This is a genomic window from Microbispora sp. CA-135349 (assembly GCF_050947365.1).
In the GTDB taxonomy this organism is placed as follows: Bacteria; Actinomycetota; Actinomycetes; order Streptosporangiales; family Streptosporangiaceae; genus Microbispora.
The window spans coordinates 4,753,584-4,777,760 of the sequence record NZ_CP192001.1 but is presented as its reverse complement, the minus strand read 5'-3'; the positions used below and the strand labels follow the sequence as shown (position 1 = coordinate 4,777,760).

At 72.1% G+C, this 24,177-nt stretch carries 16 protein-coding genes and 2 pseudogenes; 11 read left to right on the top strand and 7 right to left on the bottom strand.

From position 1 onward, the window contains the following. The first annotated feature begins 261 nt into the window (after window positions 1-261). The 3 genes from ACQPZZ_RS22205 (at window position 262) to ACQPZZ_RS22195 (ending at window position 5,167) form a co-directional block, all read left to right on the top strand. The gene (locus tag ACQPZZ_RS22205; RefSeq protein ID WP_432921336.1) at window positions 262-2,949 is read left to right on the top strand and encodes a glycoside hydrolase family 3 N-terminal domain-containing protein; all 2,688 of its coding nucleotides are present in this window, start codon (window positions 262-264) and stop codon (window positions 2,947-2,949) included. Between the two features lie 62 nt (window positions 2,950-3,011). Next, complete coding sequence (locus ACQPZZ_RS22200; RefSeq protein ID WP_432921333.1) at window positions 3,012-4,484, top strand: acyltransferase family protein; 1,473 nt, start codon at window positions 3,012-3,014, stop codon at window positions 4,482-4,484. After that, window positions 4,376-5,167, top strand: coding sequence for an SAM-dependent methyltransferase (locus tag ACQPZZ_RS22195; RefSeq protein WP_432934482.1), 792 nt, complete (start codon window positions 4,376-4,378; stop codon window positions 5,165-5,167). Before ACQPZZ_RS22200 ends, ACQPZZ_RS22195 begins: the two co-directional genes overlap by 109 nt. Here the strand turns inward: ACQPZZ_RS22195 and ACQPZZ_RS22190 are convergent. Beyond that, window positions 5,134-6,318: an MFS transporter gene (locus ACQPZZ_RS22190; RefSeq protein WP_432921330.1), complete on the bottom strand. Its 1,185-nt coding sequence runs from the start codon at window positions 6,316-6,318 to the stop codon at window positions 5,134-5,136. The two genes, ACQPZZ_RS22195 and ACQPZZ_RS22190, sit on opposite strands and share 34 nt — an antisense overlap. Window positions 6,319-6,405: 87 nt before the next feature. Here ACQPZZ_RS22190 and ACQPZZ_RS22185 point away from each other — a divergent pair, with 87 nt between their 5' ends. Beyond that, window positions 6,406-8,160 carry a DEAD/DEAH box helicase gene (locus tag ACQPZZ_RS22185; RefSeq protein ID WP_432921327.1) on the top strand — a complete coding sequence of 585 codons (1,755 nt, stop codon included), beginning with the start codon at window positions 6,406-6,408 and terminating at the stop codon, window positions 8,158-8,160. 96 nt (window positions 8,161-8,256) lie between these two features. On the opposite strand, the gene ACQPZZ_RS22180 is transcribed toward ACQPZZ_RS22185, so the two are convergent. Beyond that, a complete protein-coding gene (locus tag ACQPZZ_RS22180) occupies window positions 8,257-9,906 on the bottom strand; it encodes a GH39 family glycosyl hydrolase (RefSeq protein WP_432921324.1) in 1,650 nt (549 codons plus the stop codon). Window positions 9,907-10,113: 207 nt separating this feature from the next. Here ACQPZZ_RS22180 and ACQPZZ_RS22175 point away from each other — a divergent pair, with 207 nt between their 5' ends. Further along, the gene (locus ACQPZZ_RS22175; protein WP_432921321.1) at window positions 10,114-11,157 is read left to right on the top strand and encodes a LacI family DNA-binding transcriptional regulator; all 1,044 of its coding nucleotides are present in this window, start codon (window positions 10,114-10,116) and stop codon (window positions 11,155-11,157) included. Here ACQPZZ_RS22175 and ACQPZZ_RS22170 read toward each other — a convergent pair. After that, entirely contained in the window at window positions 11,117-13,012 is a 1,896-nt protein-coding gene (locus ACQPZZ_RS22170; RefSeq protein ID WP_432921318.1) for a cytochrome c oxidase assembly protein, read from the bottom strand. The genes ACQPZZ_RS22175 and ACQPZZ_RS22170 overlap by 41 nt on opposite strands. 307 nt (window positions 13,013-13,319) lie before the next feature. On the opposite strand from ACQPZZ_RS22170, the gene ACQPZZ_RS22165 reads away from it, so the two are divergent. The 3 genes from ACQPZZ_RS22165 (at window position 13,320) to ACQPZZ_RS22155 (ending at window position 16,682) form a co-directional block, all read left to right on the top strand. After that, window positions 13,320-15,071, top strand: coding sequence for a glycoside hydrolase family 27 protein (locus tag ACQPZZ_RS22165; protein ID WP_432921315.1), 1,752 nt, complete (start codon window positions 13,320-13,322; stop codon window positions 15,069-15,071). A gap of 187 nt (window positions 15,072-15,258) precedes the next feature. Further along, complete coding sequence (locus tag ACQPZZ_RS22160; protein WP_432921312.1) at window positions 15,259-15,849, top strand: MFS transporter; 591 nt, start codon at window positions 15,259-15,261, stop codon at window positions 15,847-15,849. A 104-nt stretch (window positions 15,850-15,953) separates the two neighbouring features. After that, window positions 15,954-16,682, top strand: a complete 729-nt coding sequence (locus ACQPZZ_RS22155) for a YcnI family copper-binding membrane protein (RefSeq protein ID WP_432921309.1) — start codon at window positions 15,954-15,956, stop codon at window positions 16,680-16,682. Between the two features lie 589 nt (window positions 16,683-17,271). Here the strand turns inward: ACQPZZ_RS22155 and ACQPZZ_RS22150 are convergent. Then, a complete protein-coding gene (locus tag ACQPZZ_RS22150) occupies window positions 17,272-17,586 on the bottom strand; it encodes a hypothetical protein (RefSeq protein WP_432921306.1) in 315 nt (104 codons plus the stop codon). Between ACQPZZ_RS22150 and ACQPZZ_RS22145 the strand changes: the two genes are divergently transcribed. Next, the gene (locus tag ACQPZZ_RS22145; RefSeq protein ID WP_432921303.1) at window positions 17,546-20,431 is read left to right on the top strand and encodes a DUF222 domain-containing protein; all 2,886 of its coding nucleotides are present in this window, start codon (window positions 17,546-17,548) and stop codon (window positions 20,429-20,431) included. The two genes, ACQPZZ_RS22150 and ACQPZZ_RS22145, sit on opposite strands and share 41 nt — an antisense overlap. A 415-nt stretch (window positions 20,432-20,846) precedes the next feature. On the opposite strand, the gene ACQPZZ_RS22140 is transcribed toward ACQPZZ_RS22145, so the two are convergent. From ACQPZZ_RS22140 to ACQPZZ_RS22130, 3 genes and pseudogenes are all read right to left on the bottom strand, one after another. Continuing rightward, complete coding sequence (locus tag ACQPZZ_RS22140; protein ID WP_432921300.1) at window positions 20,847-21,566, bottom strand: Dyp-type peroxidase; 720 nt, start codon at window positions 21,564-21,566, stop codon at window positions 20,847-20,849. After that, a pseudogene (locus ACQPZZ_RS22135) lies at window positions 21,562-21,831 on the bottom strand (Dyp-type peroxidase domain-containing protein); the annotation flags it as partial. The pseudogene ACQPZZ_RS22135 and the gene ACQPZZ_RS22140, both read right to left, overlap by 5 nt. Window positions 21,832-21,958: 127 nt before the next feature. Continuing rightward, window positions 21,959-22,741: pseudogene (locus ACQPZZ_RS22130) on the bottom strand (AraC family transcriptional regulator); the annotation flags it as partial. Between the two features lie 158 nt (window positions 22,742-22,899). On the opposite strand from ACQPZZ_RS22130, the gene ACQPZZ_RS22125 reads away from it, so the two are divergent. Both ACQPZZ_RS22125 and ACQPZZ_RS22120 read left to right on the top strand, forming a co-directional pair. Next, entirely contained in the window at window positions 22,900-23,856 is a 957-nt protein-coding gene (locus tag ACQPZZ_RS22125) for an SDR family NAD(P)-dependent oxidoreductase (RefSeq protein WP_432921297.1), read from the top strand. Window positions 23,857-23,914: 58 nt separating this feature from the next. Next, on the top strand, window positions 23,915-24,139 hold the full coding sequence (locus tag ACQPZZ_RS22120; RefSeq protein WP_139579411.1) for a hypothetical protein: 225 nt from the start codon (window positions 23,915-23,917) through the stop codon (window positions 24,137-24,139). Window positions 24,140-24,177 lie beyond the last annotated feature (38 nt).

Sequence of the window (24,177 nt, the reverse complement as noted above, 5' to 3'; positions counted from 1 at the left end):
CGCTCCCGGACCATAGTCACGGTCCGGCGCACGGGGCAACGCGCGCTCGTCCCGCCCGCCGGTCCGTCCGCGGTGACCTCGGCCCCGGCCGTCCGCCGCGGCCGGACGACCCGAAACTTTCACGGGGGGCGGCGATCGACGTGATTACCGCCGAACAGCTGGAGAGCGCTCTCTTGACCGATGGCCTTTACCGGGTGACGATCTGCGCAACACGCCCGTACTACCCGACCTGGTCCACGGGACCCTCGAGAACGGACGTTCATGCGCAGACTCATCACCCGATCGCCCCGGCGCGTGCTCGCCGCCCTGGCCGGCCTCGCCCTGCTGCCGGGCGCCGTGGCGGCGGCGACCCCCGGCGGGCCGTCCGGGAAGTCGCCGGGCAAGCCCCCGGTGAAGACGCAGGGCAAGCCTCCGGCCCGCCCGGTGGTCGGCAGACCGGACATGGACCACGGCTGCGCGCGCATCGAGAAGCGCCTGCCGACGCTGCCCGACTGGCCGTCCGTAAGGAGCGAGATCAAGCGCGACCCGGCCGGCGAGAAGCACATCGCGAAGATCGTCGCGGGCATGACCCTGGCCGAGAAGGTCGGCCAGATGACCCAGCCGGAGATCTCCGCGATCACTGCCGAGGAGGTCGGCCGGTACGGCGTCGGCTCGGTTCTCAACGGCGGCGGGTCGTGGCCGGGCCGTGACAAGCACGCCTCCCCGCAGGACTGGCTGGCCCTCGCCGACGCGTACTGGCAGGCGTCGGTGAGCACGCGGACCAAGATCCCGGTCATCTGGGGCATCGACGCCGTGCACGGCAACAACAACGTCTTCGGCGCGACGCTCTTCCCGCAGAACATCGGCCTCGGAGCCGCGCACGACCCCTGCCTGCTGCGCGACATCGGCGCCGCCACCGCCGCCCAGGTCCGGGCGACCGGCCAGGACTGGGCCTTCGCGCCCACGCTCGCCGTCGTCAGGGACGACCGCTGGGGCCGCACGTACGAGGGCTACTCCGAGGACCCCCGCATCACCCGGGCGTACGGCTACGAGGTCGTACGCGGGCTGCAGGGCGGGAACTCGCGCGGGCTGGGCGACCGGGGCGTGATCGCCACGGCCAAGCACTTCATCGGCGACGGGGGCACGCTCAAGGGGCAGGACCAGGGCGTGAACGCCTCGTCCGAGGCCGACATGATCAACATTCACGGCCAGGGCTACTACGGCGCGCTCGCCGCCGGGGCGCAGACCGTCATGGCGTCCTTCAACAGCTGGACCAACGAGGACCTCGGCATCACCGAGGGCAAGGTGCACGGCAGCGGGAAACTGCTCACCGAGGTGCTCAAGCGGAAGATGGGCTTCGACGGCGTCGTCGTCTCCGACTGGAACGGCATCGGCCAGGTCGCCGGCTGCACGAACTCCAACTGCGCCCGGGCGATCAACGCCGGAATCGACGTGGTGATGGTCCCGAACGACTGGAAGGCGTTCATCTCCACCACGATCGCCCAGGTCGAGGCGGGGGAGATCCCGATGTCCCGGATCGACGACGCCGTGACGCGCATCCTGCGGGTGAAGCTGCGCGCGGGCCTGTTCGGGGCGCCCAAGCCGTCCGCGCGTCCCGGCGCGGGCTCGCAGAGGGCCCTTCAGGTGCGGGCGCTGGCCAGGAAGGCCGTACGGGAGTCACAGGTCCTGCTGAAGAACGACCGGAAGGTCCTGCCGCTGTCTCCCCGATCCAAGGTGCTGGTGGTCGGCAAGAGCGCCGACAGCATGCAGAACCAGACCGGCGGCTGGACCCTCAGCTGGCAGGGCACCGGCAACACCAACGCCGACTTCCCGAACGGCACGACGATCCTGGGCGGGCTGCGGGAGATCCTCGGCGCGGGCAACGTGACCTTCAGCGAGACCGCCGACGACGTGGACCCGGGCCGGTACGACGCCGTGATCGCGGTGATCGGCGAGACGCCGTACGCCGAGGGCGTGGGCGACCTCGGGCGGCGCTCACTGGAGGCCGCCACGCTGTACCCCGGCGACCTCGCGGTGCTCGACAAGGTGGCGGGCAGGGGCGCGCCCGTCGTGACCGTCTACGTCACCGGCCGCCCGCTGCACGTGAACAAGGAGCTCAACCGGTCCGACGCGTTCGTGGTCGCCTGGCTTCCCGGCACCGAGGGCGGCGGCGTGGCCGACCTGCTGGTCAGGAGCCGCGACAGCGGCCCCGGCTACACGGGAACGCTGTCGTACTCGTGGCCGAAGAGCGCCTGCCAGACTCCGCTCAATCCGGGCGAGGAGGGCTACGACCCGCTGTTCCCCCTCGGGTACGGCCTGCGCTACAGGCAGACCGGGTCGGTCGGCACGCTCGACGAGACCTCGCCGGGGTCCGGCTGCGGCGGCACGGGCGGCGGCGGCACCGCCACCGAGGATCTGGAGATCTACAACCGCCAGGACGTCGCGCCGTACAAGAGCTTCATCGGCTCGGCCGAGAACTGGAGCGGCACGGAGATCGGCGTGGACGGCGAGGCGGCGCACTCGGAGATCGCCGTCGTCCCGTCGGACGTCAACGTGCAGGGCGACGGCCTGAAGGCCACCTGGAACGGCGCCGGGGCGGCGCAGATCTACCTGCAGAACCCGGCGGGCGGCGGCGACCTGCGCGGCTATCTGAACGCCGGCGCCGCGCTGGTCTTCGACACGATCGTCCACCAGCCCCCGGCGGCCCGCACGGTGATCAGCGCGCACTGCGTCTACCCGTGCCTGGCCGAGGTCGTGGCGACGTCGCTGTTCCAGAAGCTGCCCGCGGGCACGAAGACGACCGTGAAGATCCCGCTGTCCTGCTTCGCGCCGAATCTGGACTTCGAGAACGTCAACACGCCGTTCCTCGTGTACACGGACGGCGCGTTCTCCGCCTCGTTCGCGAACGTCCGGTGGGTGCCCGGCGCGGCCACGGACGCCGACGCCCTGAGCTGCGCCGACCTGACGTAGGTACACGGGAGCGTTCGTCGGGCGCTCACGATTCTCCCAGGATGACCTCCTAGCCTGACCGGATGTTCGTCGATGCTGTGGAAACGGGCCGGACCGCGGTCAGGGAGGAGGTCCCGGCCCGGCGGCCGCAGTCCCCGCCGCGGCAGGGATGGCTGGACGCGCTGCGCGGCACGGCGGCGATCGTCGTGGTGTTCGAGCATTCCCTGGACGCGTTGTTTCCCGAGGTGCGCGCGAGCGCGAGTCCGTGGTTCAACTTCGGCCAGTACGGCGTGCTCGTGTTCTTCCTCGTCAGCGGATACGTGGTGCCGGTCTCGCTGGAACGGCGCGGCAGCGTCGGCGGGTTCTGGATCAACCGGGTCTTCCGCCTGTATCCCCTGTGGCTCGTCGCCGCGCTGATCGGGACGGTGTTCGGCGCCGCGGGCGTGTACGCGACGTTGCCGGCCCAGTTGACGGACAGTCCCGTCACCTCGGTCATGGCGCATCTGACGATGCTGCAGGACCTTCTGCAGGTGGCCGGCGTCGTCAACGTGTTCTGGACGCTGTCGTACGAGATGGTCTTCTATCTGCTCGTGACGGGGATGTTCGTGGCCCGGGCGCATCGCGCGAGCGCCACCGCCACGCTCGTCCTCGCCGTGGCGGCCGTCACCGTGGGAGGCGTGCTTCCGTCGGGCGCGCTGTCGCGTGGTGCCGGCACCACCCAGGTCGTGGTGATCACGGTGGTCGTGCTGCTCGCGGCGGCCGCGTCGCTGGCGCGTGGCGGGTGGCCGCGCGTGTGCGGCACCACGGCGGCGGCCGTGCTGGCTCTCGTGCTGCTCGGCGTCAACAGCCGGATCGGGGCGTGGCAGAGCCTCGCCATCCTCGCGACGATGTTCGCCGGCACCCTGCTCTACCGGCTCGACCATGGGCAGCTCCGCTGGAAGAGGAGCGGGTGGGCGCTCGCGTGCGTGCCGGTCGCGTCCATCGGCGCCGCGTGGGCCTTCGGTCCCGGCTGGGGCATGCCCGGCGATCAGGCGCTGGCGTTCACCCGGGGCTGGTCGACCGCCGTCGCCGCGGCATGGGCCACCTTCCTGGCCGCCCGGCTGCTGCGGCGCCGGCCCATGCCCCGTGCCCTCGTATGGCTCGGCCTGATCAGCTACTCCGTCTACCTGCTGCACCCCCTCGCCGTGCAGGTGCTCCGGCGGCTGACGATGGATCCGGGCCGTTTCCCCCTGGCCGAGCGCCTGGCCATGGCCGTCCTGCTGCTGGCGGTGGTCCTCGCCTGCTCCGCGCTGACCTACCGGTTCGTCGAGCGCCCCGCCCAGTCCCTGGGCCGTCGCGCTCTTCGGGAAATGTCGCATTCCTCGGTGAACGCCGTCTTTCGGGCGCTGCCAGCTAAGATCGTCTACGTCGGCGACGGCCAGGGGGAGGCGTCATGGATTCGGCGGCCATGGAGAGCGGGTTCGACCCGAACGTGCCCAACGCGGCCCGGATGTACGACTACTTCCTCGGGGGCAAGGACAACTTCCCGGCCGACCGGGCGGCGGCCGAGCAGGTGATACGGCACGTTCCGGAGGTCACCCTGAGGATCAGGGAGAACCGGGAGTTCCTCGTCCGCGCCGTCCGGTTCCTCGCCGGTCAGGGCGTCCGGCAGTTCCTCGACATCGGCGCGGGCCTGCCCACCCAGCCCAACGTCCACCAGGTGGCGGCCGAGCACGTGCCCGACGCGAAGACGGTCTACGTCGACAACGACCCGCAGGTGCTCGCGCACGCCCGCGCGCTGCTGGCCGACAGCCCGCAGGTGCGGGTCGTGGAGGGCGACCTGCGGCGCCCGAAGGAGATCCTGTCCCATCCCGAGGTGCGGGACCACCTGGATCTCGGGAAGCCGGTCGCCGTGCTGCTGGTCGCTATCGTCCACTTCCTGCCCGACTCCGACGAGCCCCGCCGCCTGATCAGGGAGATCCGCGAGGAACTCGCGCCCGGCAGCTACCTGGTCATGTCGCACGTCGCGGTGGACGACCGCCAGGAGCAGGCGTCGCGCGTCGAGCGGATCTACCGGGGCGCGTCCGCGCAGTTCGTGGCCCGGCGTTCCGACGAGGTCACGCCGTTCTTCGAGGGGCTCGATCTGGTCGAGCCCGGCCTGGTCAACCTGCACGAGTGGCGCCCCGAGCACGACGCGTTCGACCCGCGCCTGCTGAAATTCAAAACCTACTTCCTGTGCGGGGTCGGCCGGATCCCCTGACGCGCCCGCCCGCCCGACGGCGCGAGCCTGCCCGCGCCCAGCAGGACCGCCAGCAGCAGCACGGTGACCAGCGCGAACGAGGCGGGCAGCCCGGTCAGCGCGGCGATCCCGCCGATCGCGCTCGGTGCGACGAAGCCCGACGCGTAGCTGACCGTGGCCGCGCCCGCCACGCCCTCGCTCGGTGAGGGCGTCGCGTTGCCCGCCGCCGCGAACACCAGCGGGACTACCACCGCGATCCCCACGCCGATCAGCATGAACCCGGCGGTCGCCGGCACCGGAGTCCGGGAGACCACGACGAGCAGCCCGCCCAGCGAGGCCAGCGCCGCGCCGCCGCGCACGGTCGCGACCGGCCCCAGCCGCCGCACCACCGCGTCGCCGCAGAACCGGCCCGCGGCCATCATGCAGGCGAAGGCCGTGTACGCCGCGGCGCCGACCGCCTGGGACGCGCCCGCGACCTGCCGGAGGTAGACCGCGCACCAGTCCTGGGCGGCGGACTCGCCGAACACCGAGCAGAAGCCCACCAGCCCGATGAGCAGCACCTCGCGCGGCGGGAGCACGAAGTGGGGCGGGGCCGGCTCGTCGTCGCCCGCCCGCACGTCGAGCAGCAGCGGACCCACGGCCAGGGACGCGAGGAACAGCACGACCGCCGCCCCGCCCAGGTGAAGCCGGGCGTCGAGGCCCGCGCTCGCGGCCAGCGTGCCCACCGCGCCGCCCGCGAGCGTTCCCACGCTCCACATCCCGTGCAGCCCGGACATGATCGAACGGCCGAGCCGCTGCTCGATCACCACCCCCTGGGCGTTCATCGCGACGTCGCTCATGCCGGCCACCCCGCCGTACAGCAGGAGCGCCGCGCAGAGCAGGGGCAGGTTCGGCGCCAGCGGGGGCAGGACGAGGACCAGGCACCACAGGCCGATCGAGACGCGGGTGACGGCCCGCCCGCCGAAGCGGTGTGTGAGGCGCCCCGCGGTCGGCATCGCGAGGATGGCGCCGGCCGCGGGCGCGAGCAGGGCGAGCCCGAGCAGGCCGGGGCCGGCTCCGACGTGGTCCTGGATCCAGGGGATGCGGGAGGCGAAGCCGCCGGTCACCGCACCGTGCAGGGCGAAGGTGACCGACACCGCGATTCTGGCCCGTCTCAGCTCCCGAAGATCCACGATCAAACGGTATCGGCCCCGGGATTTCCGGGCCGCGTGCCGGGGGCGGCGTTCGGGGTAAGGGCGGAAAGACCGTAGGGTCGTCCCGTGCACATTAGCCCCGCCGGTGAGCAAAACCAGGAGCAGAACCATCAGGAGCAGGACATGGTCGTGAACGAGATCGACGAAGGACCCGGATTCGCCGACCTGGCGCTGGGCCCCGAGCTCCTCAAGGCCCTGTCCGGTCTCGGCTACGAGGAGCCGACCCCGATCCAGCGTGAGGCCATCCCGCCCCTGCTGGAGGGTCGCGACCTCCTCGGCCAGGCCGCGACCGGAACGGGCAAGACGGCCGCGTTCGCCCTCCCGATGCTGCAGCGCCTGCACGCGGAGGGCGACGGCGGGGAGCCCGCGGGGCTGGTGCTCGTGCCCACCCGGGAGCTGGCGGTGCAGGTGTCGGAGGCCATGCACCGATACGGCCGCGACCTCGGCACGCGGGTGCTGCCCATCTATGGCGGCCAGCCGATCGGGCGGCAGTTGCGGGCGCTGGAGCGCGGCGTGGACGTCGTCGTCGCCACGCCGGGACGGGCGCTCGACCACATCGGCAGGGGCACCCTGCCGCTCAAGGGCCTGCGGATGGTCGTCCTCGACGAGGCCGACGAGATGCTCGACATGGGCTTCGCCGACGACATCGAGGCGATCCTCCAGGACACCCCGCAGGAACGGCAGACCGTGCTGTTCTCCGCGACCATGCCGCCGCGCATCGACGGGATCGCCCGCCGCCACCTGCGCGAGCCGGTGCGGATCAGGATCGAGCGGGAGCGGCCCGCCGCCGGAGAGGCCCCGCTGATCCGGCAGAGCGCCTACATCGTGAGCCGCGCGTACAAGCCGGCCGCGCTGGGCCGGGTGCTCGACGTGGAGGCCCCCACCGCGGCGATCGTGTTCTGCCGTACCCGCGAGGAGGTCGACAGCCTCACCGAGACCATGAACGGCCGCGGCTACCGCGCCGAGGCCCTGCATGGCGGCATGGGCCAGGAGCAGCGCGACCGGGTCATGAGCCGGCTGCGCAGCGGGACCGCCGACCTGCTCGTCGCGACCGACGTGGCCGCGCGCGGCCTCGACATCGAGCAGCTCACCCACGTCATCAACTACGACGTGCCGTCCGCGCCCGAGTCGTACGTGCACCGCATCGGCCGGGTGGGCCGGGCCGGGCGCGAGGGCGTCGCGATCACGCTCGCCGAGCCGCGCGAGCACCGCATGCTCAAGACCATCGAACGCGTGACCCGCAGCAAGATCGCGGTGGAGAAGGTGCCGACGGTGGCCGACCTGCGCGCCCGGCGGCTGGAGCTGACCCGGGCCGCCCTGCAGGAGAGCCTGATGGAGGACGGCGACCTCGACCGCTTCCGCGTGGTGGTCGAGACGCTCGCCGACGAGTTCGACCTGGTCGACATCGCGCTCGCCGCGGTCAAGCTCGCCCACGAGTCCACCGGCGCCGCCGCCGACGAGGAGGAGATCCCCGAGGTCGCGTCGCGCCCCCAGCGGCCCGAGCGCGGGCCGCGCGACGACAGGTTCGGCCGCGACGAGCGGCGCGGGCGGCGCGCGGGCGGCGCGATGAGCCGGGTGTTCGTCGGCGCGGGCCGCAGCGCGGGCGTGCGCCCCCAGGACATCGTCGGCGCGATCACCGGGGAGACCCGGGTCAGCGGGCGCGAGATCGGCGCGATCGAGATCGCCGACCGGTTCACCCTGGTCGAGATTCCGGACGGCGCGGTGGACGAGGTGGTCTCCGCACTGCGCCGCACCACGATCAAGGGCAGGAAGCCGATGGTGCGCAGGGACCGCGACGACGCCCCGCGCGGCCGTCGCTGATCTTCCCGGAGACGATCGGCACGGAAGGGTGCCGCCGGGTCGGGGCGACGGCCGTTCTCACCCGGCGGCCGTCCTCCGGGGCCCGGCGGCCCGCGGTCATCCCGACTGCCGCACGGACATCACCGCCCACGGCGCGAGTTCGACGTCGAGGTCGAGCACCCCGGTGCCGGGCACGGTCAGCGCGAACCTGAGAAGCGAGTCGGCGACCTCGCTCAGGTGCTCGCTCTCGGCCCGGGACGGGTTGAGGGGGGATCCGAGCCCGTACCAGGCCTCGGCGGCGTTCCCGTGCTCCCAGTCCAGGATCTCGACGAGGAAGGTGGCGCCCGGCTCGAGCCCGCCGATCGAGTGGCGGATCCGCCGGCTCGGCCCCGTCTCGGCCAGCGCGCGTGTCGCCGCGTACGAGCTGTGCGACCGGATACCCTTCAGCGCCATGTCGTCGGGGTAGTTGAAGAAGACCGCCGACACGGCCGACGTCCGGCTGTCACGGGTCACGACCCCCTCGGGCGTCGAGAGGAGCAGCCGGTCGCCGAGCCGTTCCAGCATCCTGAACGCGTGGAACGTGGGCTTGTGGATGCCGTTCTCGTTCACGATGCCGAACCCGCCGTGAAACGGTCCGATCCCGGCGCCCCCCTCCTCGAACACGTCCGTGAAGGTCCAGTAGGAGATCGAGTCGGCGAGGGTGGCGCACTGCAGATACGCCCGCGTGATGAAGGTGGCCGCGAACAGCGTGTCGTGGATGAAGTCGCGCGATGACGGCGACGTCGACCACTCCGTGATGTGGATCTCCGCATCGGGATACGCGCTGTTGTCCACGATCGTGCGGAGCAGGGTCAGATCGTCGAACGTCGCGTCGGCGTACCGGGTGATCTGCACCGCCTCGCCGTCGGCGGCGAACGCGAAGTCGGTGGGGTAGGTGTGGGTCGAGACGAAGTCGATCGGCAGGTCGCGCTCCGCGCACCAGGCCATGAAGTCCTCGATCCACACCGGACGCCAGTCGAGCGCGTCCACGTCGGCCGCGGCGGCCGTCTCGTGCGTCGCGGAGCGGTCCTCGACCTCGCCCTTGTAGCGGTCGTCGGGCACGAAGACGCTCGTCGCGGGCCCGCCCACCTTCAACTCGGGATCGACCCCCTTGATCGCGGTCACGGTGTGCTCGTACAGCTCGAAGTACTCGGTCTTCGTCCCGGTCCAGAAGTGGGGCACCAGGTTCGGCTCGTTCCACACCTCGAATCGCCACCGCCGCACCTCGTCGAGGCCGTACCGGCCGATCCAGTGCTCGACCGTCCTCGTGACCAGCTCGACCCAGCGCGTCATGTCCTTGGGCGGGCTGCAGTGCGCGCCCCACCAGAACACCGTCTCCGTCGCCGTCGCCAGTTCACGCGGCATGAAGCCCAGCTCGACGAAGGGACGCGCCCCGCAGTCGAGGATGAAGTCGAACACCTTGTCCACATAGCTGAACGTGTACACGGGCGAGGCAAGAGGCGCGTCCGGGCCGAAACCGCCGCCGTAGCTCTCCCGGTACACGAACATGTCGTCGTGGAAGAGGCCGTGGAAGCGGACGTACTCGAATCCGCATGCGGCGACGGCCTCGGCGAACTGCTGCCGCCAGTCCGCGCGCAGTGCCTCGTTGGCCCGGCCGGCACCGACGCACCTGCTCCAGACGTGCGGGAGCGGACTCTCGTCGCAAAGCTTCCCGTCGATCCGCACCGCTGAATTGGGCACCGGGGAATCCACACTGTCGATCGTCATGCTCTCAGCCTTGCCTTCTGGGAGAGCCGCGTGGCCTCTCATTAAGAGTATTTCGAAACTATTTCGCAACTGGTTCGGTGCTGCGAGGACAGTAGGTCGTGCCGCTGTCCCCCGTCAACGATGGAACAGGAAGGGAATCGTTGGAGCCGCCGACGGCAGGGGGCTCCGTGGTAAATTCGAAAAAATTTCGATGCCAGAGGAGCCCTGATGCCACGGCGCGGTCCTTCCGAGCGAGCCACCCTGGCGGATGTCGCCCGACTGGCCGGCGTCTCGCCGACGACCGCATCGAAGGTCCTCAACGGGCGCAGCGACGTGGGGGCGAACACGCGCGAGCGTGTCCTCGGTGTCATGGCCGAGATCGGCTACAAGCCGACGGCCGCGCGGCACGAGCGCACACGGGACCGGGCCCTCGTCACCGTGCTCGACATCGTGGAGTCCCGTTACGCCGGCACGGTGCTGCAAGGGATACTCGTGGCCGCGACCTCCGCCCAGGCAGAGCTTCTCCTGCGCCTGCCGCCCGACGAGCCGATCAGCACGAGCCATACGGCGGCCCGTGCCTGGATGGAGGAGCAGAAGGCGTCCGGCGTCGCCGGAGTCATCGCGCTCGCCGTCGCCGTGCCCGACTCGGTGCTGCTCGCCGCGGAGGATGTCGAGGTGCCCGTCGTGACGATCGACCCGATCGACACGACCGAATCACGCGTCGTCAGCATCGGCTCCACCAACTGGGCGGGCGGACGCTCGGCGACCGAGCACCTCATCAGGCTCGGCCACAGCAGGATCGCCTGGATCGGCGGCCCGCTCGGATCCGCGCCTTCGGTGGAGCGCTTCCACGGATACCAGGCCGCGCTCGACTCGGCCGGCATCACGCCGGACCGCACACTGATCCGCCACGAGGCGTTCTCCGTCGAGGCGGGCCTCCGGCACGGCAACGACCTGCTCACGCTCGACGAGCGGCCGACCGCGGTCGTCGCGGGCAACGACGAGATCGCCGTCGGTGTCCTCGCCGCGGCCAAGGAGCTTCACATCAGCGTGCCGGGCGAGCTGTCGGTCACCGGGTTCGACGACACCCCGCAGACCCAGTGGACCGTGCCCCGGCTCACGTCCGTCCGGCAGCCTCTCGTCGGCATGGGCCGGATGGCCGTCGAGACCGTCCTCGGCATGGCGGACGGCGTCCAGCCCGTCTCCCGGCACCTTCAGCTGGCGACGACCCTCAGCGTCCGCGACTCGACGGGGCCCGTCCCGTCGTCCTGATCGACCCGGGCCCGGACACGGTCCTGCGCCGCGCCGCCCGCCAGCGGACGAGCAGCAGCACGAGCACGCCCGCGAGGACGGCGACGGCCAGGCCGGTGCCCAGCAGCGCCCCCAGCCGCTGGTCGGCAGCCCGGTCGGGTGCCCATGTCAGCCCGAGCGCCGCGTACCACTCCGGCGCCTGCGGCGGCCCCACCAGCACCACCAGGCCCGTCCACGCGAGCACGGCGATCGCCGCGGCGAGCATCCAGGCGCGCACCTGCGGCGGGATCGCGCGCGGGAGCGGATCCACGCCGGTGGTCACCGCGAGGAAGAGGACGGCGGTGACCGTCACGACCGTCTGCGCGGCCAGCCGCAGGGCGAGGCTCGGCTGGGCGTACCCGAACAGGCCCGTCAGGTACAGCGCCGGGTACGGCAGGGCGTACAGGACGACCGCCGTCACCGGATGGGACAGCGCGCGCCCGGCGGGGCCGCCGGCGGGGTCGGCATCCGGACGGGCCCGGCGCCACAGCGTCAGCGGCGCGCCGTACACGAGCAGGACGGGACCCACGGCGCCGAGCAGCGCGTACTGCGCCGCGTGCGCCGAGAACAGCGCGGGCGCGTACGCCGCGACTCCTCCCGAGGTGGCGTAGCCGAGCACGACCAGACCGGCCACCCAGGACGCGGTCCGCCAGGCCGGCCACCTCCCGCCGTCTGCCGGAGTGCGGGACAGCCGCCGTACGCCGGACAGGTACGCGGCCAGGGCGGCGGCCAGCAGGAGCAGCGCGATCGGGTCGAGCCGCACCTCGGTGACGAGCGTGCCGGGGGTGAGGGGAGGCAGGGTGTACCCCAGGGCGTCGTGCTGGTGCGCGGCCGTCTCCGTGGGCGGCGGGGGCGTGCGTCCCAGCGCCGCGGCCAGGCCCAGCGTGCCGGCCATCACCGCGATCTCGACGCAGGCGAGGCGGAGGAACGGCGCGCGGGCTCCGCCGGACTCCAACGCCGCGATGGTCCCGCTCCGGTGCCGCCACCCGAACCAGCCGAGCACGGCCAGCGCGGCGATCTTGGCCAGCACGAGCAGGCCGTACCTCGACTGCCACAGCAGAGGCGGTGAGCCGAGCCTGACCCAGGCGTTGAGCAGGCCGGACGCCCCGACTGCTACGTAGCAGCCCAGCGCGAGCGTGCTGAAGCGGCGCACGGCGACGGTGAGCCCGGGCGCGGCGCGCAGGTGCGCCACGAGGGCGTACAGGCCGCCGGTCCACATCGCGACGGCCGCGACGTGCGCCATCAGGCTGAGAACCGCGAGGTTGTGGTCGGCCGCCGAGGCCGAGTGGCCCACGTACACCGGGGGCAGCACCGCGAAGAGCGCCACGGCGAGCAGCACGACCCGGAGCGGCGCGGACCAGCTGCGGGCGCCGCGCGCCGGGAACGACCCGGCGGCGATCGCCAGGGCGGCGAGTGTCACTGTCAGGAACGCCTGTCCCTGCGGGATGTAGAGAAGGAAGGCGGTCAGCGCGCCGGAGCGCAGGGCGTCTCCCGGGGGCAGCCCGAGGAAGTCCGACAGCGTCAGCACCTCGGTGACCGCCGCGCTCGCCGCCCAGCCGAGCGCCCAGGCCCCGGCCGCCCGTACGACGGCGCGGCCGCTCGCCGGGGCCAGCACGACGGCCGCGAGCAGGACCCCGACCGTGGCGACGGCACAGATGTCGTGGACGAGGCGCGCGACCGGCAGGCCCCAGGTGGTCAGCGCGCCGGGGGAGGGGAGCCCCTGGATCGCCGGTTGCGGTCTGCCACCGCCGAACCACAGGGCGAGCACCAGTACGGCGATCGCCGTTGCGGCGACGGCGGGAACGACCGCGCCAGGGCGGCGCTGGGGAGTTGTCATGGTCGGCGTCCTCGCCTTTGCACCGTTGATCGTTGTGAGTATGACCGAAGGGCCGTCCCCGGGGAAACCCCCGCGGGGTGTCCGGCCGCCACCTCGGCGTCCGGCCGAAACGTTCAGCGGTCCTGGCAGCCGTGCGATGGAGGGACGCGCGATGCGAATCGATTCGCTCACGGTCTTGACGCACGTCGTGAAGATTTTTCACACTGAGTGCGCGATCGGCTTCCTCCTGCCGGGGCGGTGACGATCGGCAGGGGCCGGCGGCGACGCCGGGCACTCGCCGGGGATCCCTCACCAGAAGGAGAAACGAATGCGATTACACGGGCCTGCCCCGCGGTGGTTCTCGGGGCACACGGGGGACGGCCGTTCCCCCCGCGTCCGGCTGCTGCTGCGGCTGGTCGTCGCCGTGCACCTCGCGATCGCGACGACGGTGCCGGCATGGTGGGCGCTCGCGGACGGCGCGGTGGCCGCCACGACGAGAACGGCCGGGGCCGCCGCGGCCGTGGCGGCGGTGACGACTCCGCCGATGGGCTGGGCGTCGTGGAACACCTTCGCGGCCCAGATCGACTACAACGTGATCAAAGCCCAGGCGGACGCGATGGTGTCCTCCGGGATGAAGGACGCCGGCTACGAGTACGTCAACATCGACGAGGGCTGGTGGCAGGGGACACGCGACGCGTCCGGCAACATCACGGTCGACACGGCTGAATGGCCGGGCGGGATGAAGGCCATCGCCGACTACATCCACAGCAAGGGGCTGAAGGCGGGCATCTACACGGACGCCGGCCGTAACGGTTGCGGCTACTACTATCCCACCGGCCGGCCGGCCGCCCCGAACACCGGCAGCGAGGGCCACTACGACCAGGACTTCCTGCAGTTCTCCCGCTGGGGCTTCGACTTCGTGAAGGTCGACTGGTGCGGCGGCCAGGCCGAGGGGCTCAACGCACGCACCGCCTACCAGGCGATCAGCGCCGCGATCGACCGCGCCACCGCGGAGACCGGGCGGCCGATGGTCCTGTCGGTCTGCAACTGGGGAGCCCAGAACCCCTGGGACTGGGCACCGGGCATCTCCACCATGTGGCGCACCAGCGGCGACATCATCTACTGGGGGCAGAGCGCGTCGATGGACCGGGTGCTGGCCAACTTCGACTCCGCCCAGCACCCGAACGCGCAGAGCCCCGGCCACTACAACGACCCCGACATGCTCATCGTCGGCATGAACGGCTTCTCGGCCGCGCAGAACCGCACGCACATGGGCCTGTGGGCGATCTCGGGGGCGCCGCTGCTGGCCGGCAACAACCTCGCCACGATGAGCGCGGAGACCCGGGCGATCCTCACCAACCGGGAGGTGCTCGCGGTCGACCAGGACCCGCTCGGGCGGCAGGGGGTGAAGGTGGCCGAGGACCAGAGCGGCCGTCAGGTGTACAGCAAGGTGTTGTCGGGGACAGGCCGGCGGGCGGTGCTCCTGCTCAACCGGACCACCTCCTCCGCGTCCATCACCGCCCGCTGGTCCGACCTCGGTCTCACCGGGCCGGCGACCGTACGGAACCTGTGGACGGGGACCGACGCCGGGACGTTCGACGGCGGCTACACCACGACCGTGCCCGCCCGCGAAGCGGTCCTCCTCACCGTCACCGGAAACGGCACCGCTCCCAGCCCGTCGCCCACTCCCACCGCGACGGGTGCGATCAAGGGGGCGGGGTCGGGCCGGTGCCTCGACGTCAACGGCGCCTCGCAGGCCAACGGCGCGCAGGTGCAGATCTGGGACTGCAACGGCCAGGTGAACCAGCGGTGGACGCCGACCGGTTCGGGTGAGCTGCGGGTCTACGGCACCAAGTGCCTGGACGTGTACAACCGGGGCACCGCGGACGGCACCAACGTGGTGATCTGGGACTGCAACGGGCAGAGCAACCAGCAGTGGCGGCTCAACGCCGACGGCACCATCACCGCGGTGGGCTCGAACAAGTGCCTGGACGCCTACAACGCGGGCACCGCCAACGGCACCAAGATCGTCATTTGGACGTGCAACGGCCAGGCCAACCAGCGCTGGACCCGCCTCTGACCTCTCCTCGCATGCCTTCGCCGGACGGCGCGGTCCGTCCCGGCGAAGGCGGTGCGGCGACAGTGGCAGGCTGCGGCGCGGAGTGGCCCCTTCCCGTGGCCGATGCGGCGAGGGCGGTTGCCCTGGTGGGCGGCAAGCTCGGCGACGGACAGCCTAGATCGCGGGGGTGTGAGACAATCCCGGCGTCATGCGCGCCACGTTCTCCTTCCGGCTCGCGCGGTCGGCCGCCTTTTCGGCTGTCTGCGTGCTCCTCGCCGTCGGCGCGCACCGGTTCGCCGGGGGAGGCGGGCCGACGCCCGCGGCGCTCCTCACGGGAGTGCTCACGGTGACCGCGGCCGCTGCCGCGGCGGCGGGCCGGGAACGCTCGCCCCAGGCGATCGTCGGCCTGCTGGTCGGTGCCCAGGTGTTCCTGCACTGCCTCCTCGACGTCACGGGGTCCGCCGCGGCGTCGCACCCCACCTGGCACGGCGGCCTGGCCGCGCAGACCGGCATGCTCACCGCCCACCTCACCGCGGCGCTGCTCACCGGAGTGTGGCTGTCGCGCGGCGAGGAGGCCCTGTGGTCCGCGCTGCGCGCGATCGGCGCCGGGGCGGTCCGCTGCCTGCGGGCCGTGGCCGCTCTGGTGGGGGCGTTGGCGGCACTGCCGGGAGCGGATCTCGCGGCCACCCGGCGCTCTGTCCAGCGTACGGCGCCCGGTGCCGCGCGCGCTCCCCGCACCGTGGGCGTACTGCGGCACGTGGTCATCCGCCGCGGGCCACCGGTTCTCCGCGTCTTCTGATCTACAACGCGCGGGCGGCGCGTATCTCCCAGGGATCCGGCTCTCCTCCCCCTGGGGGCACGCTCGCGTGCCTTCGTAATCTCGCAGACGACTGGAGAACTCCCATGACCTCGTATGTTCGGCGCGCGGCCACCGTCGCCGCCGGTGCCCTCGCCCTCACTCTCGGCCTCTCCGCGCCCGCCCTCGCCCACGTCACCGTCAACCCCGGCACCGCCGAGCAGGGCGGCTGGACCAAGATCGCCTTCCGCGTCCCCAACGAGCGGGACAACGCCTCGACCACCAAGGTGGAGGTCGAGTTTCCCACCGACCACCCGCTGCCGTTCGTCTCGGTTCGCCCGGTCCCCGGCTGGGACGTCAAGATCACCCGCGGCAAGCTGCCCAAGCCTGTCGTGTCGGACGCCGGTGACACGATCACCGAGTCGGTGCTGAAGATCACCTGGTCCGGTGGGAAGGTCGAGTCCGGTCAGTTCCAGGAGTTCGAGGTGTCGGCCGGCCCGCTGCCGAAGAACGTGGACGCGATCGCGTTCCCGACGGCGCAGACCTACTCCAACGGTGAGGTGGTCAAGTGGGCGGACGCGCCGAAGGCCGACGGGTCCGAGGCGGAGCACCCCGCGCCGACGCTGAAGCTCGTCGCGGCCGAGGAGGAGGACGACAACCAGAGCACCGCCGCCCCCACCGCGCCGGGCGCCGCCCCCACGGTGGCGGCCGCGGCGAGTGACGACGACGAGGGCGGAAACACCACACCGGCCCTCGTGCTCGGCGGCCTCGGCCTCGTCGCCGGCCTGGTCGGGGCCGGGGCGGGCCTCACCGCCCTGCGCCGTTCGCGCGGCTGAGCCGCCCCGCCACCGTCGGAAGCCCCGTTCCGGGTCGCACGGCCCGGAACGGGGCTCCCTCTCCTGCAAGCGCGCCTTGTGTTCCGGTGCGCATGCCGCCCATCGCATGTAACCCGTCCCGGGGCCGGTGCCGCGTCCGTCTCGTGTGCATGTAGCGCTCTGTCTGTGAGCAGCTGTGCTGTATCCGTTCCCGCCGTGTGCGCACCCATGGCGCGGGGGTCCGCTGGAGCCCCGGCACCCTTGCCGGGCCGGGTGTGGCTAGCTGGCCGGCTGTCTGGGTCTGCCGCCTGGGCCTGGCGCCTGGCGCCTGACGCTTGGTGCTTGGTGCTTGGCGCTTGGTGTTGTCGGGAGTGGTTGCCGGTCCGGGGTTTCGACGTCCTGGGGCTCGGTTGGGGGTGGCGTGGTGAGGCTGGGAGCGGGTTGTGGCTCCATGTTGTCGCTGGTCGGGGCTTGGTTCGATGGTGTGTTCGAGGTAGGGTTGGGGTAGCCGTTACAGGTGAGCCTTGCTGGCGGGCCGTCGAGGGCCATACGCCGTGTGTTGAGCCGAGTCTGCGTGAAGGACGTCCCGATCCGGGTGGTCGGGAACCCATCAGCCGCCTGTGTCTCCGCTCCCCGGAGGGCCACCCGCCGTGTCCGCACCCACCTCCACGTCCGCACCCACGTCCGCACCCACGTCCAGGTCCACGTCCACGTCGGCGTCGGCGTCCGTGTCCGTGTCGGCGTCCGCGCCTGTGCCTGTGCCGGTGTCGGTGTCGGTGTCGGTGTCGCCGTCGTCGTCGTCGCCGCCGTGTGGACGGCAGCGGCCGGCGTTGTCGTGCCGGCCGCGGCAGGCGCCGGTGGCGATTCCCGAGGGGCTGGCGGCGATGGCGCCGGGGGCGGAGCTGGCCGGGTTGCTGGCCGGCATCGTGGTGGAGCGGGTGTCGGGGTTCGACACCGTCGAGGTGCTCAAGGCGGCCTACCGGCAGTCCTGTCATGACCGGGCGCGGTTTTTGCAGGCGCTGCTGGAGGTCGGGCTGCGTGAGCAGTTTTCCGGCGACGGCGTGGTCCGGTTGCACGTGCCGGAGGAGTTCGCTCCCGATGAGGCGCGGGCGGCGCTGGTGTGGTCCCGCCGCCGGGCGGATTCGGCGTTCGATCTGGCCTGGAACCTGCACCTGCGTCTTCCCGTCCTGGGGGAGGCCATGCTGGCGGGCACGCTGGACGAGCCGCGGGCGGTGGCCTTCATCCGGTGGACCGGCGGGTTGACCGACGCTCAGGCCGGCTGGGTCTGCGAGCACTTGATCGGCCGGGCCGCGACCTGGACGGTGGGAGAGCTGGTGGAGCAGATTCAGCGTCTGGTGCTGGCGATCGATCCGGGCTGGGCGGAAAGGCGGTATCGGGAGGCGGTGCGCAGGCGCCGGGTGGTCGGGATGCGCAACGACGACGGCACCGCGACGGTGTCGGGCCTGGATCTGCCGCTGGAGCGGGCGGTGGCCGGGTGTGAGCGCATCGATGAGCTGGCCCGGGCGTGCAAACGCGCCGGGGACCGCCGTCCCGTCGATCACATTCGTGCTGATCTGTTCCTGGGCAGTCTGGACGGCAGCTTCGAAGGCCTGTCCGATGCCGAGATCATCGCTCATGTCCGCGCTCACCCTTTCGTGGACGCCTGTGACACCTCCTCTTCCGACGCCCCGGCCGGCTCCCCCGACCTTTCGCCTGCACCCCCACCCCCGACTGCGGCGGGGAAGGAGACCACCGGCGAAACCAGCAGCGCGTCCGGCGACCAGACCGGCGAGGAAACCGGTGCAGGCACCGGCGACCAGACCGGCGTCGCACCCGGCAGCGAGTCCGGTAAGGAAACCAGCAGGGGAACCGCTGACGAGACCAGCAGCGAGCCCAGCAGCGCGTCCGGTGACCAGACCGGCGAGGAAACCGGTGAAGGCACCAGCGACCAGACCGGCAGCGGAACTGCGGTGGGGACCATTGGTGAGACCACCGAGAGGACCGCAAGCGCGGTTCGCCCTGAGGTGCCCCGTGAGACGTCCGGCCAGGTGCGCCCTGAACCCCACGCGGGGACACGCCCTGAACCCCACGGTGGAACGCGCGCGGCAACCCATGGCGGAGCCGGCCACAAGGGCGGTAGTGCTGCGCGTCCTGGGGTACCCGGCGGGACCAGCGAACCGGCAACCACCCCCGGACACCAGCACGGGCACAGCCCCGCACACAGGCCCAGCGAGGAGGTCGCGCACAGGCACCGGCACAACCCCACACACGAGCACCGGCAGGACTTCGCCCACGAGCGCGGGCACAACTCCGCACACGAGCACCGGCGGGACTTCGCCCACGAGCGCGGGCACAACTCCGCACACGAGCACCGGCGGGACTTCGCCCACGAGCGCGGGCACAACTCCGCACACGAGCACCGGCAGGACTTCGCCCACGAGCGCGGACACAGCCCTGAACACGAGCGTGGGCGCAGCCCCGGGCAACCGCGCGGGCACAGCCCCGGGAGTGAGGACCGCCACGATTTCGCCCACGAGGCGGGGAACGGACCCGGGCACAAGGGACTCCGGCGAGGGCTTGACCATGCCGGTGAGCGGCCGGTCGCGGGCTGGAGGTGGTCGATACCGGAAATACGGGTGGAACTGACTACCCTGCTCGGCCTCGACGAGCACCCCGCCCACCTGCCCGGCTGGGGCATGGTCCACGCCGCTCACGCCCGCCGCATCGTCGCCGGCATGCTCAGCGGGCAGTGGCGCTATGCCATCTGTGCCGACAACGGGCACCTACTGCTGACCGGTATCACCCGCCGGCGCCCCTGCCCCACCGCGCAACGGCCCCCACGCAACGCCCGCGGCGGCATCGTCGAACTCCAGATCACCCTCACCCGGCTACGCGAACTCGCCACCACCACCACCGCCACCACCGCCGCCACCGCCGCCACCGCCGCCACCACCACCACCACCGCCACCACCGCCACCACCACCGCCACCGCCGCCACCGCCGCCGCCACCGCCGCCGCCACCACGACCGCCGCCACCGCGACCGCTGCCAATACCGTCACCGCACCCGCCGCGACCGCTGCCAATACCGTCGCCGCTGTTGGTGCCGCGGATTGGGCGCCTTTGGTCGCCGACCTGGCCCGCCGCTGTGCCCAGCTCACCGACACCGGGCACCCGGGCCCCCAGACCGGGCCCGCCGCTGGGCCACAGCCGGCCGGCTCACCCGAATCGGCCGATCGCCGGCACGCCGGAGCGGCCTTACGCCGCTACGTCCAAATCCGCGGCCGGGTCTGCTCCTGGCCGGGTTGCCGCGTGCCCGCCACACGCACCGACCAAGACCACATCCAGGCTTGGGCCGACAACGGCGTCACCACCGCCGCCAACCTCCACCTCGCCTGCCGCCACGACCACCGCGCCAGACACCTGGGCGGCTGGCGGGTCACCTCACGTGGACCCCAGCTGATCGTCTGGACCAGCCCGCTCGGGCATACCTACGCACGCCCGCTCCCGGCGATCATCCAGCCCGCCCCGCAGCCCCAGCCCCGCCACTGGCCCGACGCCCCGCCCGGACGCCTGCCCGCAGACCACGCCGGAGCACCCACCACGATCATGACTCCTCCACACCCGCCCACGGCCCCCACCACCACCGGAAGCCACAACACGACCAGCGGCGAGACAAGCAGCCGAACAACCCACCGGACGGATGAGCAGGCCGGCGGCAACACAACAAAAACCACCTTCACAAACAACCTCGAAGTACCGCCGTTCTGAACCACCACCCGCCCCCGGCACCCCCATCCGCTCCAGCACCGCACCGCCGGGGACACCGACGTCGACGGCTCCGCCCGTGACCCACACGACGCCGACCCACACGACGCCGACCCACACGACGCCGACCCACACGACGCCGAGCCGCATGACTGTGAGCGGCGGGAGTCGCACCGCGCGTCCTGCCGGCGTGGCTGGGGCACGCCGGTGCGGTGCGCACTGTGACGCACGGGTTCCATACGTGGCCTGGCGAAGCCGCATCGCTCGCTGAGGTCATCGCTCACACGCGCCGACGGAACGGAACGGGATGGGGTGGAACGCTAGGCCGTGTACCGGCGTGCAGGGTGGGTGTGCCTCGAGCGGGGCCCGGCCCGGACCCCGTGCAGGATCCGGGCCGGACCGCCGGGAGGTACGGCTGTCAGGACAGGAGGGTCTCGCCGATCCAGCCGTCCGGGGAACACCCGGGCGGCACGGCGAAGACGGCCGATCCGATAGGGGTGATCCACTGATTCAGCAGGTCGACCTCCGCGAGCCGTCGCTGGACCGGGACGAACTGCCGTGTCACGTCGGCCTGGTAGGACGCGAACACCAGGCCGGCGTCCGGCCGTCCCTCGGGGCTGAGGCCCTCCTCGTAGTTGTAGGTCCTGCGCAGGATACGCATGCCCGGGTCGGCCACCCGGGCGCGGCGGATGTGGGCGTACTCGGAGATCACCGGCAGGCCCGACGGGCCGAGCGCGGTGAAATCGGGCTCGTCGGTCTCGGCCCGGCCGGTGAGCTGAGCACCGGTGTCCAGGCGCCGTCCGACGCTGAACTCCTTGGCCGCCGGGTCCGCGGCGTCCCACTTCTCCAGGTCCATCCGGATGCGGCGCAACACCAGCGTGGTCCCGCCGCGCAGCCACCCGTCGCGCACCCACACGGCCCGATCGAAGTCCGCCGACCCCGGGCGGGGGTTGACGGTGCCGTCGAGCTGGCCCATCAGGTTGCGCTGCGTCGTCCCCGGGGCGCGCACCTGCGGGCTCTGCCGGAATCCGTGCTGGGTCCACCGTACGGTCGCGAAGGAACGGGCGTCCCTGACCGCGCAGCGCGTGCGCCAGCGTGACGCGGTCGTCCGCGCAGACCTGGACCAGCAGGTCGCCACCGCTCCAACGGGGCTGGAGGGCGTCGACTTTGAACGCCGGAAGTGGCCGTGGCGCCAGGTGCCCGGCCCCCGCCGCCTCGAACAGTCCGGCGCCGAACCCGAGGGTGACGGTGAGCCGCGCGGGCAGCAGCGCCAGCTCGGCGTCGGTGTCGGCGAGGACGGACTCGCCCCTGGTGAGACGCCGCGCGTCGTCGGTCAGCAGCCGCAGCAGGCGCGCGAGCGCCGCGCGGTCCGTCCCCGGCAGCAGGTCGAACCCGGCGAACACCGCGAACGTCTGTGGAGATGTCGCGATGCCCGCCTGGTGGAGGTCGTGGAAGCGCCGGGGTGCCCGCACGCCGTCGGCGATAATCGCGCGGCGAGCTGCCGGTGATCCGCTTAAACGCGGTGCTGAGGGCGCTTTCCGAGCCGTAGCCGACGGCGAGGGCGATCGTGGCGAGCGTGTCGTCGCCGTCGCGCAGGCGCCGGGAGGCGAGCTCGATCCGCCATCGGGTGAGGTACTCCAGTGGACTGAGACCGACCGTGTCCTTGAACCGCGCGGCGAGGGTGGATCGGGACACCGCACCGGCCCGTGCCAGCTCCGCGACGGTCCATGGGTGGGCGGGCCGGGCGTGGATGGACCGCAGTGCCGCCGCGACCACGGGGTCGGCGAGACCGGCGAGCCACCCCGACACCGCGCGGGGCTCGCGGGCGAGATGCAGACGCAGAACGTGGATGAGCATGACCACGGCGAGATGCTCGGCCACGAGTGTCGAGCCGATCGGACGCCCCCGCAGCTCGGCGTCGATCTGATTGAGGGCCCACCGCACCGCGCTCGCCTCGCCGGTTTCCGCGGGCACGTGGATGACCGGCGGCAGCCCGTCGAGCAGGAGCTCGCGCGCCCGGTCGTTGAACGAGAAGCGGCCGCCGACGAGGAACATGTCCACACCGTCGCCGACGTGGGGGAGGCGGTCCCGGGCGGCCGCCCACAAGGGCCCGGCGTCGACCGGGACGGCGTAGGGGTCGCTGGAGAGAGTGAAGGCGAGGGGGCGCGTGAGCAGGAAGCAGTCGCCCTCCGCCAGAGGGATCGGCGCGGCGAGGCCCTCGACATCCAGTAGGCACCGGCCGCGCCGGAGGGTGTTGAACTTCACGCCGTCCGGCGGCTCGAAGCGCACCGCCCAGCTGCCGCCCGCCGTCATTCCCGTGGACAGGTGCGCCCTGGTGCCCAGCAGCGCGAGCACGTCCTCGAGCGGATCCATCGGCTGCCCCCGGTGCGATCGAGTCGATTGGACGATTGATGAAGTTCTCCGGACTTTCTAGTATAGGTCGTCCGCATCCGGCCTTTTAGTGTGGCCTCATGAACAGCGAGCAGACTCGTCTCACGACTCCCTTCCACTCCCATGCCACGGCCGCCGAGGCCGTCGAGGGGGTGGATCTGTCTGGGCGGCGCGTCATCGTCACCGGCGGCGCCTCCGGCATCGGCGCCGAAACCGTCCGCGTCCTGGCTGCGGCCGGCGCGGAGGTAACCATCGCCACCCGCGACCCGGCCGCCGCGGCGCGGACCGCCGCGACCTTCGCCGACGCGCCCGGAATCGTGCGGGCCGCCGCGCTCGATCTGGCCGATCTGTCGTCGGTCGCGGCGTTCGCACGAGACTGGCGCGGCCCGCTCGACGTGCTGGTCGCCAACGCCGGGGTCATGGCGATTCCGGTGCGCGAGGTTACCGCGCAAGGCTGGGAAATGCAGCTCGCGACGAACTACCTCGGACATTTCGCCCTCGCCGTGGGCCTGTACGGCAGTCTGCGGGCGGCGGGCCGGGCGCGGATCGTCGTCGTCAGCTCCGGTGCCCACCTCGGCACGCCGTTCGACTTCGACGACCCGCAGTTCGAGCGCCGGCCGTACCACCCGTGGACGGCCTACGGGCAGTCCAAGACGGCGGACATCCTGCTTGCGGTGGGTGCGCGCCGGTGGGCGGCCGACGGAATCACGGCGAACGCGCTCAACCCCGGCTGGATCATGACCAATCTCCAGCGCCACCTCGACGAAGCGGCGATGCGCGAGATGGGCGCGATCGACGAAGACGGCGAGATCATCCCTCAGCCCTACCTCAAGACGGTCGCCCAGGGCGCGGCGGCATCGGTGCTGCTGGCGGCCTCCCCCCTGGTGGAAGGCGTGACCGGCCGCTACTTCGAGGACAACCAGGAGGCCCGACCCGCCGCCCCCGGGATCGCCGGCGGCGTGGCGGCCCACGCGCTCGATCCGGACGCGGCGGACCGCTTGTGGGACTACGCGAGCACCGTGCTCGCAGCGGCTTAGGAAATGGGCCGTTTGGGCACTTCAAGAGGTATCGGGGGCGTGTTCGATGGGGGGAACCATGGCTGTATCTGCGGACCTGGCGAAGCTGCTCGACCGCGAGTACGAGGACAAGACCCTGGACGAGATCATCAAGGCGCCGGTGGACGCGCTGGCCGGGGTGAGCGCGGAGGACGCGGAGCTGCTGAAGAAGGCCTTCCACATCAAGACCGTCGGAGACCTCGGCCGCAACAAGTTCTTCCGGGCGGCCACCGCGCTCGTCGATCTCACCGACAGCAGGAAGTAGTCGACAGTCCCGCCCGGCGACGGCCGTTGTAGAAGATT